This window comes from Umezawaea endophytica, assembly GCF_025061645.1.
Taxonomy (GTDB): domain Bacteria; phylum Actinomycetota; class Actinomycetes; order Mycobacteriales; family Pseudonocardiaceae; genus Umezawaea; species Umezawaea endophytica.
The window spans coordinates 325,385-338,187 of sequence record NZ_JANYMP010000002.1 but is presented as its reverse complement, the minus strand read 5'-3'; the positions used below and the strand labels follow the sequence as shown (position 1 = coordinate 338,187).

At 66.1% G+C, this 12,803-nt stretch carries 14 protein-coding genes and 2 tRNA genes; 9 read left to right on the top strand and 7 right to left on the bottom strand.

The window, feature by feature from the left end; translation table 11 throughout:
• The first annotated feature begins 123 nt into the window (after nucleotides 1-123).
• Nucleotides 124-258, top strand: coding sequence for a hypothetical protein (locus NZH93_RS05085; RefSeq protein WP_259621727.1), 135 nt, complete (start codon nucleotides 124-126; stop codon nucleotides 256-258).
• A gap of 49 nt (nucleotides 259-307) precedes the next feature.
• On the opposite strand, the gene NZH93_RS05080 is transcribed toward NZH93_RS05085, so the two are convergent.
• A tRNA-Pro gene (locus NZH93_RS05080) sits at nucleotides 308-381 on the bottom strand.
• A gap of 60 nt (nucleotides 382-441) precedes the next feature.
• Between NZH93_RS05080 and NZH93_RS05075 the strand changes: the two genes are divergently transcribed.
• A tRNA-Gly gene (locus NZH93_RS05075) sits at nucleotides 442-515 on the top strand.
• Here the strand turns inward: NZH93_RS05075 and NZH93_RS05070 are convergent.
• Together NZH93_RS05070 and NZH93_RS05065 are read right to left on the bottom strand one after the other, a co-directional pair.
• Complete coding sequence (locus NZH93_RS05070; RefSeq protein WP_259621726.1) at nucleotides 484-1,401, bottom strand: tyrosine-type recombinase/integrase; 918 nt, start codon at nucleotides 1,399-1,401, stop codon at nucleotides 484-486. The two genes, NZH93_RS05075 and NZH93_RS05070, sit on opposite strands and share 32 nt — an antisense overlap.
• A gap of 1,121 nt (nucleotides 1,402-2,522) precedes the next feature.
• Nucleotides 2,523-3,950, bottom strand: a complete 1,428-nt coding sequence (locus NZH93_RS05065; protein WP_259621725.1) for a PIN-like domain-containing protein — start codon at nucleotides 3,948-3,950, stop codon at nucleotides 2,523-2,525.
• Between the two features lie 654 nt (nucleotides 3,951-4,604).
• On the opposite strand from NZH93_RS05065, the gene NZH93_RS05060 reads away from it, so the two are divergent.
• Entirely contained in the window at nucleotides 4,605-5,840 is a 1,236-nt protein-coding gene (locus tag NZH93_RS05060; RefSeq protein WP_259621724.1) for an MFS transporter, read from the top strand.
• A gap of 54 nt (nucleotides 5,841-5,894) precedes the next feature.
• Here the strand turns inward: NZH93_RS05060 and NZH93_RS05055 are convergent, their stop codons facing one another.
• A complete protein-coding gene (locus NZH93_RS05055; RefSeq protein ID WP_259621723.1) occupies nucleotides 5,895-6,494 on the bottom strand; it encodes a hypothetical protein in 600 nt (199 codons plus the stop codon).
• Between the two features lie 125 nt (nucleotides 6,495-6,619).
• Between NZH93_RS05055 and NZH93_RS05050 the strand changes: the two genes are divergently transcribed.
• From NZH93_RS05050 to NZH93_RS05040, 3 genes are all read left to right on the top strand, one after another.
• Nucleotides 6,620-7,318 (top strand): TetR/AcrR family transcriptional regulator, encoded by a 699-nt coding sequence (locus NZH93_RS05050; RefSeq protein WP_259621722.1) that lies wholly within the window; start codon nucleotides 6,620-6,622, stop codon nucleotides 7,316-7,318.
• A gap of 201 nt (nucleotides 7,319-7,519) precedes the next feature.
• Nucleotides 7,520-7,933 (top strand): hypothetical protein, encoded by a 414-nt coding sequence (locus tag NZH93_RS05045; RefSeq protein WP_259621721.1) that lies wholly within the window; start codon nucleotides 7,520-7,522, stop codon nucleotides 7,931-7,933.
• Nucleotides 7,934-7,942: 9 nt separating this feature from the next.
• Nucleotides 7,943-8,293 (top strand): VOC family protein, encoded by a 351-nt coding sequence (locus NZH93_RS05040; protein ID WP_259621720.1) that lies wholly within the window; start codon nucleotides 7,943-7,945, stop codon nucleotides 8,291-8,293.
• A gap of 48 nt (nucleotides 8,294-8,341) precedes the next feature.
• Here the strand turns inward: NZH93_RS05040 and NZH93_RS05035 are convergent, their stop codons facing one another.
• Nucleotides 8,342-8,542 (bottom strand): hypothetical protein, encoded by a 201-nt coding sequence (locus NZH93_RS05035; RefSeq protein WP_259621719.1) that lies wholly within the window; start codon nucleotides 8,540-8,542, stop codon nucleotides 8,342-8,344.
• A 92-nt stretch (nucleotides 8,543-8,634) separates the two neighbouring features.
• On the opposite strand from NZH93_RS05035, the gene NZH93_RS05030 reads away from it, so the two are divergent.
• Both NZH93_RS05030 and NZH93_RS05025 read left to right on the top strand, forming a co-directional pair.
• A complete protein-coding gene (locus NZH93_RS05030; RefSeq protein ID WP_259621718.1) occupies nucleotides 8,635-9,843 on the top strand; it encodes a GNAT family N-acetyltransferase in 1,209 nt (402 codons plus the stop codon).
• Between the two features lie 108 nt (nucleotides 9,844-9,951).
• The gene (locus NZH93_RS05025) at nucleotides 9,952-10,704 is read left to right on the top strand and encodes a hypothetical protein (protein ID WP_259621717.1); all 753 of its coding nucleotides are present in this window, start codon (nucleotides 9,952-9,954) and stop codon (nucleotides 10,702-10,704) included.
• A gap of 47 nt (nucleotides 10,705-10,751) precedes the next feature.
• Here the strand turns inward: NZH93_RS05025 and NZH93_RS05020 are convergent, their stop codons facing one another.
• Together NZH93_RS05020 and NZH93_RS05015 are read right to left on the bottom strand one after the other, a co-directional pair.
• Entirely contained in the window at nucleotides 10,752-11,561 is an 810-nt protein-coding gene (locus NZH93_RS05020; protein WP_259621716.1) for an Fpg/Nei family DNA glycosylase, read from the bottom strand.
• Nucleotides 11,561-12,028 (bottom strand): ribose-5-phosphate isomerase, encoded by a 468-nt coding sequence (locus NZH93_RS05015; protein ID WP_259621715.1) that lies wholly within the window; start codon nucleotides 12,026-12,028, stop codon nucleotides 11,561-11,563. The genes NZH93_RS05020 and NZH93_RS05015 overlap by 1 nt, the downstream gene beginning before the upstream one ends.
• Before the next feature lie 40 nt (nucleotides 12,029-12,068).
• Between NZH93_RS05015 and NZH93_RS05010 the strand changes: the two genes are divergently transcribed.
• A complete protein-coding gene (locus NZH93_RS05010) occupies nucleotides 12,069-12,797 on the top strand; it encodes a 2-phosphosulfolactate phosphatase (protein ID WP_259621714.1) in 729 nt (242 codons plus the stop codon).
• The last annotated feature ends 6 nt before the right edge of the window (nucleotides 12,798-12,803 follow it).

Below are 12,803 nucleotides of genomic sequence, written 5' to 3'. Positions count from 1 at the left end.
CTGCGGATCCCTCACACCTCCGCGTAAGGGATCCGCAGCCGGTTCCACGTGATCTTCCGATGCCCGACTCACCCCCTCAGCACGACTCTTCGGTCAACACACGAACCGGAGGAGATGGGTCAGATGGAGTGGACGCCCGAAGCGCTCAAGGCGGAGGCCGAGTACCGGCAGTGCGCACGACGCACAGCCGCCCACCACACCCGGCTAGCCCGCAAGACCAGCCGCGGCTGGTGGCACCGCCTGACCAACCGCCACTAGGGGCAGAAAAACGCCCCTGACCACCATAATGGCTGGTCAGGGGCAACCGTCGGGGCGACAGGATTTGAACCTGCGACCCCCCGCTCCCAAAGCGGGTGCGCTACCAAGCTGCGCCACGCCCCGGTCCCCCGTAGCTTAGCGCGACACGCTAAGCTATTTCCGCGCCCTCCCCCAGAGGGCCACGCGGGTGTAGCTCAATGGTAGAGCCCCAGCCTTCCAAGCTGGTCATGCCGGTTCGATCCCGGTCACCCGCTCCACCACGTTCTTGCTGGTAGAACCCTTGAAGACCGTCCCCAGTGGACGGTCTTCTTGCGTTAGATGATCTTCCGTGCCCCCCGCGTGCCCCATCTCCTCAGAAACCACCTCCGAAACGCCCTCAACGACCACGGTCTTATCGCCGCCGTTTGTGATCTGAGACACCATCACCTCGATCCCCGCCGCGATGCTCTTACCGCGTTCCTCCCGAGCGTGGAGGTAGATCATCGCGGCGCGCGTCGAGCTGTGGCCCATCCGATCCATCAGCTCCCGCAGCGTCGCCCCCGTCTCAGCCGCGAGCGTGTTCCCCGTGTGCCGAAGATCGTGCAAGTGCACCTCCGGCATCCCCGCCGCCTTCCTAGCCACGTTCCAGATGTTCCAGAAGTTGTTCCGCTTCGGCCGCCCACCCTTCGGCCCGACAAACACCCACGCATCCGGCTCCGACCCCACGAACGCGTTCAAGTGCGCCTCGATCTCCGCGACCAGGAACGGCGGCAACGTCACCGGCCGCTTCCCCTTCGCCTTCGGGTCGTCATCGAACAACTCCCCCGAGTCGGGCTGGACGGTCTGCCGGTCGACGCGCACCACGCAGAACCGGTGTTCCCCGTCGTCGAGCATCGAGAAGTCCCGCCGCCGCAGCCCCACCATCTCCGCGAACCGCAGACTGCCGAACGTCGCCAGGAGCACCACCAGTCGGTAGCGATCCTGAATCTCCTCAGCCGCCTTGAACACCTGTTGCAGCGTCGCCGTAGGCCGCTCCGGGTTCTCCTCTTTGCCGCCGCCCTTGATCGTGCACGGGTTGAACTTGAGCAACCGCCCCTCTGGTGCCGACGCCGTGTTGAGCACCGCTCGCACGAACCGGTAGGCCTTCGTCACCGTCACCGTCATCCTGAAGTTCCTTGCGCCGCCTACCAATCCGCGCCGGAGTCAGGTCCGACAACACCACATGTCCCAGCTTCGGTCCCACGTGGTTCCGCAGCAGCCCGGTGTACAACTCGACCGAGCTTCGAGCATTTCCGGATGTCCGGACTACTTTTGCTGACTTGGTTACGAGTGTACGGAAAACTTAACCGGTACCGTTGCGCCGGAATTGAGGCATATTAATAACGTCACCGACGCTCGTAAGGCTTTAAGCCTGGGCGGGCTGGTCAGATGCTGGGAGTTCGGGAGTGCATTTGGCTTGATGTCAAAGAAGGGCCATACAGGCTTGACGACGCCTCTAGCGCCGCGGAACTCCTGAAAGATGTAGCCGCATTTGCCAATTCCGAAGACGGCCTGATTGCCGTTGGATACAAAACTCGGGCCAACGGTGAAGTTGAGGTAGTTGACAAAATTCGTGCCGCTCCAAAGAATTTGGTCGACATGGATCGCTATCGAAAAGTTCATTCGAAAGAATCTGGCTACACATGTTCGCGGGTTGAAGATATCGTGGCATAAAATCGGGGAGGATAGGGGGATTTTGGAAATTGACATCCCGATTCAGGCCGAGTACGACAAGCAATTCGTTGTTCCTGGGCCCGACGACCCGAAGGGCTTTCCTGCGGCGGGAGTGCCTATTCGAGACGCTGATGCCACACATTGGCTCGCGAGGTCTGAGCTGCAGAGACTTCTAAGCGGTGGCTGGAACTCCGGGCGCAGCTACGTGACTAGTGAGCTAGATGAACCTGAGTAGTTCAAGATCCGTCATCTGGCTCGACACCGAGCCATTAAGCTGTTGCTGAATTCGGCTTTATTGGATCAAGGCACGCCGCCTGCGGCGGCGCGCTCTGGGCCAGCCACCTTCCAGCGTGGGCACCCATCCATCCCGACCTAGCCGACCTCCGCTTCGCTACGTACTGGCCGGGAGGCGCGGCCCCAAAGCGTGCGGCGGCGCACCACCGCAGGCGACACACCGCTAGAAGCCTGTTTGCAGGTGAGCTCAAGTCGGACGATCGCGCACATGGTCGACCTGATCGAGCTGGGCACGGCGATCGGCTGCCGAGACGGCTTCGCCCTCTTGCCAACGAACGTCAATAAATTTCCCTATTAAGTACTTGCTCAATAGCTACGGAAGCGAGACCGTACGTTAGAGTCTTACCCGTGCCCGCCCATGTCTGGGCATTCCTACAGACGACCAGTATCCCTGAATTCAGGAGTTGCTCAACCTGATCTTCCCTTGGAGCAAATCCCAAAACCACAACAGGAGTGACGCCACTACGAGACATCTTACCTTCACGCTCGGCCAGATCGAAAAGGCTGAGAATACTCCCCATAAACTCAGCCATTCTAATGCTATCGTATTTCTCGAATACAAACCGAAATAGCCTACCGACAGGGGACGCCATATCAAATCCCCACCTCTGAGGATAACCATCAAAAAGATAGAATCCCCTGCCCTGCAGGAACGAAAAATAATCATCCCACAAAGAACCCTGCTCCAGAACGCCGATTGCAGAAAACTCCGGACCACTTTGTGAAACCTTGTCAACATTGTCGATCGAGAGAAGAGACTCTACTTCCACAGGCACATCCAGGAGCTGATTTGCATACTTAAGGAAATCTCCAGGCTGGAGAATAAAGACTCGCACGCCTGCAAATTCCAAAATTTCTTCACAAAGCTCGTTCCGTGGCGCTTTCGGATTCCCTCTACCATCGAAGCGCCACCAGTCCTCCTTGGTATCAGCTGTAATAATTAGGACATCCACACTTCTCTTCCTCGCCTCAAGAAGCGTCTGTCTCCAAACTAGATAATCTCCCCGAACTTTAGCGTCGCCCTTTTTTCTATCCATAAAACCCGGAGGCACTTTACTCGAGATTCTTCGTTCCGCCTCTTTTTCAGCATCGGTTCGCTCTTTCGAATCGAGCTTCTCTCCAACTCGGCCATCAAGGAGAGAAGCGATACTTGCAAGAATGGAATCCTTTTCAGTATCACGTTCCGGCGCAGACTCCTCGTGCGTGAGCTGATTTATATGCTCAATTACTGCATCAATTCCGGATCGCAAAGAAGCTTCAACTTCGCCCAACTGCTCTTCAGATATAGAAATTCTTTTGGCCCAGTGTCGAATATGACCCTGCAGTGTGCCATAGGATCCCTCCGCCTGCTCAATCAGATCTTTACCACTATCTTCCCTTCCCTTAAGAACCCCTTCCCTGTTGCGCCAAAATTCCACCATGACCTGGTGAGGTATCCACAATCGAGGACCGATAAGGGTTAACGCATCCATGAAATCGCGCCTAGCAGCGGTCGTATAACGATAGAGATTCAATAGGACATTGGTGTCTAGAACTACAAAACCATCGCTAAATATGGATCTATAGTCTTCTTCCTGAGGCGTTCGATAGCTATCAAACCGATCAAAAATGCCGAACTTGACAGTTTCATCGATACCATCCTCAGTAGCCACAGATTCAACAGCAGCTCCGCTAGGCTCAACCTCTGGACTCTCATCTTTACTCAATTAGCCTATCCACCTTTCACGCCCGAATAAGTCAGATATATTACCTGAAATTTCTCACATCGACAGTCCAGCAGACTGAATCCGCCCGGTGTACGTACCTCCGGGCCGCAGCACCGCATGCTCGACGTCTCGCCGCATGCCCTGCAATCCTTCCAGTTCGTGCGATTAGCACCGGCCAACAGGGGGCCAACTGCAGACAACCGAGACTGCCCCTGCACCAAATGGACAGTGCTAACCAGGGCTTGCCACCACTCTTCAAAGCTGGTTGAGCCCGGTTCGCACTCGTCCGCTCGGCCCAGGACGGGTACGCGGTCGTGCCCCCTCGCGTGCCCCATCTCAGGGTCAGAGGCGGTAAATCAGGGGTACTGGCGGTTAGTGCGGGTGGCTACGCCGCAGGTCAGAGAGTTGGCTGGTCAGGGGCATGATCGTTGCTTGACCTTCCGAGTTGGTCATGCCGGTTCGATCCCGGTCACCCGCTCCACACCGGAAGTCCAGGTCACGCAGCGTCTGCTGTGGACCTGGGCTTTTGTTTTGGGCGAGCCTGTGACCCGCGGTGCCAGATTCGTGCCGCATCAGTCCGCCGAGTCCTCGCCAGCAGCCTCATCGCCCACAAGATCGCGTCCGCGTGCATCGACCAGTTGCTAGGCTCGATGGGTGTCCGAGCGCCGCCCCCTTCCGCTGTGGGCGGGGCGTGTGGTGGCGCTGTTGGGGATCTTGCTCGTTGCGTTCACCCTGCGGCAGGCGGTTGCGGCGGTATCGCCGATCCTTGGTGACATCCGGGTGGACATCCCGATTTCAAACATCGGTGTCGGGCTGCTCGGCACGTTGCCGCCGATCCTGCTCGCGGTGTCCGGGTTCATCGCGCCGCGCGTTGCCCGCGGCATCGGGCTCGACGGCGGCATCGTGCTGGCGCTGCTGCTCATGACCATCGGGCATCTCGTGCGTGCGTTTGCGCCTGGCTTCGCGGTGTTGCTCGGGGGCAGTGTTGTCGCGCTTGCCGGTACGGGGATCGGCAACGTGTTGTTGCCTCCGATCGTTCGGCGCTACTTCCCCGATCGGGTGGCGTTGTTGACCGCCGTTTACGTTTGCGTCGTGGGGTTGAGCACGGCTCTTCCCGCCGCGCTCGCGGCTCCGGTCGCCGAGCGGATCGGTTGGCGGTTCTCGCTCGGCATCTGGGCGGTGACCTCGGCGGTCGCGCTGGTTCCGTGGCTCGTCATCATCGTGCGGGAGCGTCGTCGGCGGATCTCGGATGATGTCGAATCCTCGGCTCCCGCCCACGTCAAGCGGCTGTGGCGGTCGCGCGTGGCCCTGTCGATCACTGTCGCGTTCTCTACCAGCACGATCTGCACGTACGCGGCTTTCGCGTGGCTGCCCGAGATCCTCATCGACATCGCAGGCTCGACGCCGACCGAGGCCGGTGTGCTGCTCGCCGTCACCGGCCTCATCAGTGTGCCCGGCGCGCTCGTCGCGCCCCTGCTCGTCGCGCGGCTGCGCAACGTCGGCTGGCTGATCGCCGCCGGCATCGCGAGCTTCGTGCTCGGCTACCTCGGTCTGCTGCTCGCGCCCGCGACGCTCACGCTGCTCTGGGTTCTGCTCATCGGCTCGGGGTCGATCCTGTTTCCGATCAACCTCGTGCTCATCAACGATCGCACCCGGACCCAGGGCGGCACCGTCGCGTTGAGCGGTTTCGCCCAAGGGGTCGCGTACGGGCTCGGGGCGCTCGGGCCGCTGCTGGTCGGGCTACTGCACGACGTGAGCGGCGGGTGGACGCTGCCGCTGCTGTTCCTGCTCGCCGTCATCCTCGTGACGGTCATTCCGGCGATCACGCTTGCCAAGCCCGCGTTCGTGGAGGACGAGCTCGCACGGGCTGTTCCGGCCGGGGTGGCTTGACTCGTCGGGCCGCTTGAGGTTGACGCTTCCAGGAGAAGGGGGCGTTGGGCGGGATCAGGTGGTTTTGGGGTGGCGCCACAGTTCCACGGCCAGCCAGGCGCAGCCGGCGGCGATGAGGGCGCCGTGGGCGATGCGGAACGGGGCCGTGGTGAAGAACTGGGGGATGAAGAGGGTGAAGCCCGCGGCTAGTGGGATGGCGCTCCACCTGGGCTGGGCTGAGCGCCAGATATGCGCGGCGGTGGTGATGGTGCCTGCGGCGATCAGGAGTAGGCCGGTGGCGAACATCGTTGCGGCGTAAGGGTTGTAGCGGATGGTGTCGACCATGCTCAGCAGACTTGTGGTGCCGTCGGCCACCGAGCGGTCGCCGATGGCGTGCAGGCCGAAGATCTCGGCGCCGTAGTACGGGAGTGTGAGTCCTACGCCGAACCAGGTGAGCAGGAACGCGGTTCTGCTCGCCCGCAGGGCCTGCAAACCCAGTGGTAGCAGGATGAAGCCGAGCACTGCCGCCAGGTGGGCGGTGATCCACGCGGTCGTGGTGAACGAGCGCAGGCCGTCGAAGGTGGTCTCGTCCTCGTAGGGGCGGAACACCGGGTAGGCGAGGAAGAGCAGGCCGGTGGTGGCGAAGACGGCCGCGCCCTGGCGGGTGGAGATCACGGTGCAACTCCTGGAGTCGATGGTCACTTTAGTGAGCAGTGCTCTCAAGGCCAGTGTCACGGGAGCGGGGTGGGCAAGTCAAGAGCACCGCTCTCTTCAGTCTCATGCGCTCTAAGATGAGCCCCATGACTCCACGACAGCGCGCCCGCGAACAGGCGATGATCGACATCAAGCGGATCGCGCGGGAGCAGCTCGCGGTGCAAGGGGGTGCGGCGCTGTCGTTGCGGGCCATCGCGCGGGAGTTGGGGATCGTGTCGTCGGCGATGTACCGGTACGTGCCCAGTCGGGACGAACTGCTGACGATGCTGATCGAGGACGCCTACAACTCGCTCGGGGACGCGGCGGCGGCCGCTGATGAGACGTGCGAGCGGGCCGATCTGGTGGGGCGGTGGAAGGCGGTCGGGACGGCGGTTCGGGACTGGGCGGTGGCATCGCCGTCGGAGTACGCGCTCCTCTACGGCAGTCCGGTGCCCGGTTACGCCGCTCCCCCGGAGCGCACCGTGGCGCCCGGCAGTCGGGTCACGCTGCTGCTGGTCGGTCTGGTCGACGCCGCCGAATCCGCTTACGACGGACCGAACCCGCCGGTTCCGCCGACCGTGCGCGCTGACCTGGACGGGATTCGCGAAGGGCTCGGCGTGCGGGCGGACGACGACCTGCTGGCGCGCGCGATCCTGGCGTGGACGGCGTTGTTCGGGCTCGTCAGCTTCGAGCTCTTCGGGCAGTTCGCCGGCGGGGTGCACGACCACGCGGCGCACTTCGACCACCAACTGGACCGGCTGGCGCTGCTGATCGGGCTGTCCGGCCCGGCGAACATGTCGGTTTGACGTCCGGCGGCTGAACGGCGGCCTCGCACGGCGGCCGGTTGGCCGAGTGCTTTCGTTGCCGCACAACGGAGTTCCCGAACCACCTCGACCTGTGCAAGCCCCCTACCTGCGGTGGCCCGCCAGTTCTGCCGGTCGTTCTGCCTGGCATTCCTCCGTCACGTTGGGTGCAGTGGGGGTCACTGTCGATCGGAGGGCTCCAGGGTGCAGCAGGTTCTTGTCGATTTCCGCACCGAGGCACCCTCGGGTGGTGGGAACGCCGCACTGCTCACGGCGTCGTCCGGCGCGCTGTTCCGCGGCGACCACTGGGTGATCCGCGCGGGCGGTGAGGCGGTGATCGGCTTCTGCTGCTCGGCGGGCACCCAACTGGGTCGGGTCACGCTGGTCGGCTCGCCGCGGGCCAAGGCGCGGCGGCCGGTGGAGATCCGGATGGAGGCCAACGGCACCCTCGTGTGGACGCGGGAGGGGCTGCCGGGCACCAGGACGCGGGAGCTGGAGCGGTTCGACATCCCGGCGGCGGTGCTGCGTCCCGGCCAGAACGCGCTGACGGTGCGGAACTGCGGCTCCGAGGGTTCGGTCTACCGGCTGTACAAGGTGTTCTTCGAACCGCTGTCCTAGTGTTCCCGCATGCGCGCACGCCTCCAGCAGATCGTCGTGGACAGCCGGGACCCCGCACAGCTCGTCCGCTTCTGGGCCGCGCTGCTCGGCGGTGAGCCGGTCGACCGGGCGCTCGGCTGGTCGCACGTCGAGCCGCCCGAGTCGCCCCGCATGTCGTTCCAGCCCGTGCCGGAGCGCGAAGCGGGGAAGAACCGGCTGCACCTGGACGTCGACGTCGACGACATCGAGGCCGCCGCCGTCCGCTGCGAGGAACTGGGCGCGACCAGGGTCGGTGGTCTCGTGGTGGACGAGTCCGGCTCGTTCCAGGTGCTGACCGACCCGGAGGGCAACGAGTTCTGCCTCGTCCGCCCGGCGGGGTGACCGAGCGGGAAACCCCTGCGCGCCAACGGGATCCGCGGCCGTGGAGGCTCAGCGCTCCAGCACCCGCCACAGCTCCTCGCCGAGCCTGATCGCCAGCAGCACCAGCAGCAGGCCGAACGTGAACGTCACCAGGCACCGCAGGATCACTCGCCAAGCACGGCCCTTCATGGGGATCTCCTCTACCCGGTCGCGCGGCGCGGGGTCGGCGGCGTCGGCGCGGATCGCACCGGCCGGTACGTGGGGGTCCATCGGGGAAGTTTCGCCGAGCGATCTCCCGCTGACCAGACCCGGCGGCGGAAAATCCGTCGCGGAGGCGAGCGGACGGGCGTATGACTTCGGGCATGGGCCTGACGATCCGCACGCTCCGCGAAGCCGACTACCAGGCGTTCGGCGACATGATCGCGGCGGCGTTCCTGGCCGACCCCTCCCCTTCGGACGCCGCGCTGGAACGCCCGCTCTACGACCTCGACCGGGTGCACGGGGTCTTCGAGGGTGCTGAACTGATCGGCAGCGCGGGCGCGTTCGTCAGGACCATGGCCGTGCCGGGCGCCGCCCCCCAGCCGACCGCCGCGGTCACGTCGGTCGGCGTGAAACCCGGCCACCGCAGGCGGGGTGTGCTGACCAGCCTCATGCGCGCCCAGTTGCACGGCCTGCACGACGACGGCCTGGAGGCGGTGGCGGCGCTGTGGGCGTCGGAAGGGGCCATCTACGGCCGGTACGGCTACGGGCTCGGCGCGCAGTTCACCGACCTGCGCCTGCCGAGGGGCGCGGCGTTCCACCCCGGTGTCGACGTCGGCGCCGACCGGGTGCGCGAGGCGCCCCGCGAGGAGGCCCTGCCCTTGGCACGGGCGCTCTACGACCGGGTCGCGGCGAACCGGCCGGGCTACCTGAACCGCGGCGCGGCCGAGTGGGAGTACCACCTCGCCGATGACGAGTCGCACCGCGACGGCCTGAGCGCGTACCGGTTCGTCCTGCACCCCAGGGGTTACGCGGTGTACCGGGTCAAGAACGAGTGGGACGACCGAGGTCCGCGGCACGAGCTGAACGTCCGCGAGCTGACGGCCGAGGACGACCAGGCGTACGCGGCGCTGTACCGGTACCTGCTCGACGTGGACCTGACGGCGGAGCTGCGGTACTTCACCGGCTCGGACGACCCGGTGTTCCACCTGCTGCGCAACCCCAGGCTGGCCAGGCGTTCCAACCGGGACTCGCCGTGGGTCAGGCTGGTCGACCTCGACCGGGCGCTGACGGGCCGCGGCTACCTGTCCGATGTGGACGTCGTGCTCGACGTGACCGACGACTTCTGCCCGTGGAACGCGGACCGCTGGCGGCTCACGGTGAAGGAGGGCGAGGCGGCCGTGCGGCGGGTCACCGACGAGCCGGATGTGACGCTCGACATCAGCGCGCTCGGGGCGGCCTTCCTCGGCGGCACCCGGCTGACGACGCTCGCCAGGGCCCAGTTCGTGCGGGAGCGCAGGCCCGGCGCGGTGCGGGCCCTGTCGCACGCGTTCCTCGGTGAGACCGCCCCCCATTGCCCTGAGGTGTTCTGACGTCACCGCCAGTGATCTTGATCATCCCAGCGCACTGCCCCGAGCTGTTCTGAGGGAACCGACGGCGGCGGGTCCTCGTTGAGCGGATATCTACCTCAGGAGGCACCGGTGGGCACAGTCGTGTTGCTCGCGATCGTCCTCGTGATCCTCGGTGGTGTCCTCTACCTGGTGAAATCCAGTGCGGACACCAAACGCCGGGAGCTCGAGGACGCCAAGTCCGAAGCCCGCCGCTGGGTCGAACGGCTCGGCGGGCAGGTGATGAACCTGTCCGGCACCGACACCGCGTCCCAGCAGGCCATGGCGGACGCGTCCGAGCGCTTCACCGCCGCGGGCTCGCAGATGGAACAGGCGCAGACGAAGGAACAGGCGCGGCAGGTCACGCAGACCGCCATGGAGGGCCTGTACTACGTGCGGGCCGCGCGCGTCGCCATGGACATGGACCCCGGTCCGGAACTGCCGGACCTCACCGGTCAGAGCCGCGCGGGCCAGGTGTCGGAGGACCGCGACGTGACCGTCGAGGGCCACGAGTACGCGGCTTCGCCGAAGCCCGGTTCCCGCACGCCGCACTACTACCCCGGTGGTGTCGTCGCGGGTCGCCCGGTGCCGCAGGGCTGGTACAGCGAGCCGTGGTGGAAGCCCGCGCTCGTGGCGGGCGCGTGGGGCGTCGGCTCGTTCCTGCTGTTCGACGCGATGTTCTCCGGCATGGCCGGGTACTCGGGCGGCGACATGGAAGCCGCCTACGCGGACGGGTTCCAGGACGGCGCCGCCGACGGCGGTGACGTGGGAGGCGACTCCGGCGGGTTCGACGCGGGCAGCGACGGGTTCGACGCCGGCGGGTTCGACGGCGGCTTCGACTTCTAGTCCGTCCCGGTCACCTCGGCGGAGGGTTCCGCCGAGGTGACCGGCTCTCACCCGGGCTGGCAGGTGGGGCACCAGTAGTTGTTGCGCCCCGCCAGGTCGCCCATCGCGACCGGTGTCCCGCAGAGCAGGCAGGGCATCCCGGTGCGGCGGTACACGTACACCTCACCGCCGTGCCGGTCCTTGCGCGGCGCCCGCCCGGTCACCTCGGGCAGGTGCTCGGGCCGGACCGTGTCGATCCGGCCGACCTTCACGCCGTCGCGCATCAGCAGCACCAGGTCCGTCCACAGCACGTCCCACAGCGCCCGGTCGATCCCCCGACCGGGTGTCAACGGGTGCACGCCGTGGCGGAACAGGACTTCCGCCCGGTAGACGTTGCCGACGCCGGACAGGACCTTCTGGTCCAGCAGCAGCACCGCGATCGGCGTGCGGGACTTGGAGATCCTGGCGAAGCAGAGGTCCGGGTCGGCGTCGCGGCGCAGCGGGTCCGGGCCGAGGCGGGCGTGCACGGCCGCCACCTCGACGTCCGTCAGCACCTCGCACGCCGTCGGCCCGCGCAGGTCCGCCCAGTGCGTGCCCCCGACGACCCGCATCCGCACCTGCCCCACCGGGGTGGTCGCGGGCAGCGGGTGCTCGTCGAACGTCCCGTACAACCCCAGGTGCACGTGGACCGTGGCGTCGGGGCCGTAGACGTGGAACAGGTGCTTGCCGTGCGCCTCGGCGCGCTTGAGCACCCGACCGTCCACAAGGGACGCCGAGGACGCGAAGCGCCCTTGCGGACTGGACACCTCGACCGGCTTGCCCGCGAACCTGCGCTGGTGCAGCCTCGCGAGCCGGTGCAGGGTATGACCTTCCGGCATTACGGCAGCGGCGGGACGACGTGGGTGGCCTCGTACTCCGAGACGATCCCGATGCGGCGGGCGTGCCGCACCTCGCCGGAGAACTTGGTCGTGAGGAACGCCTCCACGATCGCGGTCGCCTCCTCGGTGGAGTGCATCCGCGCGCCGACGCCCGCCAACTGGGCGTTGTTGTGCTCGCGGGACAGCGTCGCGGTCTCGACGCTCCACGCCAGCGCGCAGCGGGCGCCGGGCACCTTGTTGGCGGCGATCTGCTCGCCGTTGCCGGAACCGCCGATCACGATGCCGAGGCTGCCCTCGTCGGCGACGACGCTGGTCGCCGCGGCGACGCAAAAAGCCGGGTAGTCGTCCTCGGCGTCGTAGACCGCCGGGCCGATGTCGACGACCTCGTAGCCGGTGGCCGTGAGGTGCTGGACGAGGTGGGACTTCAGCTCGAAGCCCGCGTGGTCGGATCCAAGGTAAACGCGCACGTCCGGGGAGTCTGCCATCCCGTGCCGGCATGCTTGCAGGATGTTCGGTCAAGAGGGGTTCGGGCTGCGGCTCGAATGGGGTGGGGAAGGCGTCGCGGCCCTGGGCGAACTGTGCGCGGTGCTGGTCGTGGTGGACGTGCTGTCCTTCACCACGTCGGTCGACGTGGCCGTCGGCCGGGGCGCCGCCGTGAAGCCCGTGCGCTGGACGGACCGGGCCTCCGCCGTCCCGACCGCCAACCCGGCGTGGACGCTGCGCCCCTCGTCCCTGGCCACCGTTCCCGCCGGTGAGCTGCTGGAACTCCCCTCCCCCAACGGCGCGACCCTGTGCGACCTGGCGAGCGGCACCGGCGCCGCCGTGCTCGCGGGCTGCCTCCGCAACGCCGACGCCGTGGCGCTCGCCGCGCTGGAGATCGCCGACGGCAGGCCCATCGGCGTGATCCCGGCGGGCGAGCGGTGGGGCATCGACATCAACACGACCAAGGCGGAGCAGGTCTTCGGCCCACTCCGGCCGTGCGTCGAGGACTTCCTCGGGGCGGGCGCGATCCTGTCCGCGCTGGTGGAGCGCACGTCCGCGCGGGCGTCGGTGGAGGCGCGGGTGGCGGCCGACGCGTACCGGGGCGCGGCCGAGCGGCTGGACGAGGTGGTCGCCGGGTGCGTGTCCGGACGTGAGCTGGTCGAGGCCGGTCACGCGGGGGACGTGGAGGTGGCGACGCGGGTGAACGTCAGCAAGGCGGCTCCCCGGCTCGTGGACGGGGTGCTGCGGGGCTGACCCGCG

Coding starts and splice junctions, on each gene's coding strand:
- NZH93_RS05085 (WP_259621727.1), top strand. CDS start 124: ATGGAGTGGACGCCCGAAGCGCTCAAGGCGGAGGCCGAGTACCGGCAG.
- NZH93_RS05070 (WP_259621726.1), bottom strand. CDS start 1,401: ATGACGGTGACGGTGACGAAGGCCTACCGGTTCGTGCGAGCGGTGCTC.
- NZH93_RS05050 (WP_259621722.1), top strand. CDS start 6,620: ATGACTCCACGACAGCGCGCCCGCGAACAGGCGATGATCGACATCAAG.
- NZH93_RS05040 (WP_259621720.1), top strand. CDS start 7,943: ATGCGCGCACGCCTCCAGCAGATCGTCGTGGACAGCCGGGACCCCGCA.
- NZH93_RS05035 (WP_259621719.1), bottom strand. CDS start 8,542: ATGGACCCCCACGTACCGGCCGGTGCGATCCGCGCCGACGCCGCCGAC.
- NZH93_RS05030 (WP_259621718.1), top strand. CDS start 8,635: ATGGGCCTGACGATCCGCACGCTCCGCGAAGCCGACTACCAGGCGTTC.
- NZH93_RS05020 (WP_259621716.1), bottom strand. CDS start 11,561: ATGCCGGAAGGTCATACCCTGCACCGGCTCGCGAGGCTGCACCAGCGC.
- NZH93_RS05010 (WP_259621714.1), top strand. CDS start 12,069: ATGTTCGGTCAAGAGGGGTTCGGGCTGCGGCTCGAATGGGGTGGGGAA.